General features: G+C 53.9%; 2 rRNA genes. Both read right to left on the bottom strand.

Features of this window, described 5'->3' with window-relative positions:
- Window positions 1-43: 43 nt before the first annotated feature.
- Window positions 44-158 (bottom strand): 5S ribosomal RNA (gene rrf / locus FCK22_RS17955).
- A gap of 179 nt (window positions 159-337) precedes the next feature.
- A 23S ribosomal RNA gene (locus FCK22_RS17950) occupies window positions 338-963 on the bottom strand; the annotation flags it as partial.

Genomic DNA, 963 nt, shown 5'->3' with positions numbered 1-963 from the left:
TCTGATCATCGTCGAGAGATACTGTAGTCTAGGAACTTATTAGGTTTGGCGATGACCTACTCTCCCACGTCTTAAGACGCAGTACCATCGGCGCTACGGCACTTAACGGCTGGGTTCGGGATGGGACCAGGTGTTTTGCTCGCGCTATGATCACCAAACCGAATAAATTCCTAGCAGCGCTCTGCGCAGCAGAGCGGCGGCGGGAGGCAGGGTATCCGAAGGATGCCCGTTCCCGCTCCGTCTCCATTGGAGCGCAAAGCGTGTTTGTCCAAGTCATGTACGACTGATTGTATGTGTATGCTTTTGATCAGTTTAAGCAGTCTTGCTTCTACTGGATCAAATCAAGCCTATCGAGCAATTAGTACCAGTCAACTGAACGTATTACTACGCTTACATCTCTGGCCTATCGACGTGGTGGTCTACCACGGCTCTCAGGGATACCTTGTTTTGAGGGGGGCTTCCCGCTTAGATGCCTTCAGCGGTTATCCTGTCCGATCATAGCTACCCAGCACTGCTATTGGCATAACAACTGGTCCACCAGTGGATCGTTCACCCCGGTCCTCTCGTACTAGGGGCAACTCCTCTCAAGTATCCTACACCCACGGAAGATAGGGACCGAACTGTCTCACGACGTTCTAAACCCAGCTCACGTACCTCTTTAAACGGCGAACAGCCGTACCCTTGGGACCTGCTCCAGCCCCAGGATGAGATGAGCCGACATCGAGGTGCCAAACACTGCCGTCGATATGGACTCTTGGGCAGTATCAGCCTGTTATCCCCGGCGTACCTTTTATCCGTTGAGCGATGGCCCTCCCACTTGGGACCACCGGATCACTATGGCCGTCTTTCGACTCTGCTCGACTTGTCAGTCTCGCAGTCAGGCTGGCTTCTGCCATTGCACTCAACGAGCGATTTCCGACCGCTCTGAGCCAACCTTCGCGCGCCTCCGTTACGATTTAGGAG

Source organism: Sulfitobacter sp. 15WGC (assembly GCF_005068605.1).
GTDB classification, from domain to species: domain Bacteria; phylum Pseudomonadota; class Alphaproteobacteria; order Rhodobacterales; family Rhodobacteraceae; genus Sulfitobacter; species Sulfitobacter faviae.
This window is presented reverse-complemented; position numbering and strand designations above follow the sequence as displayed.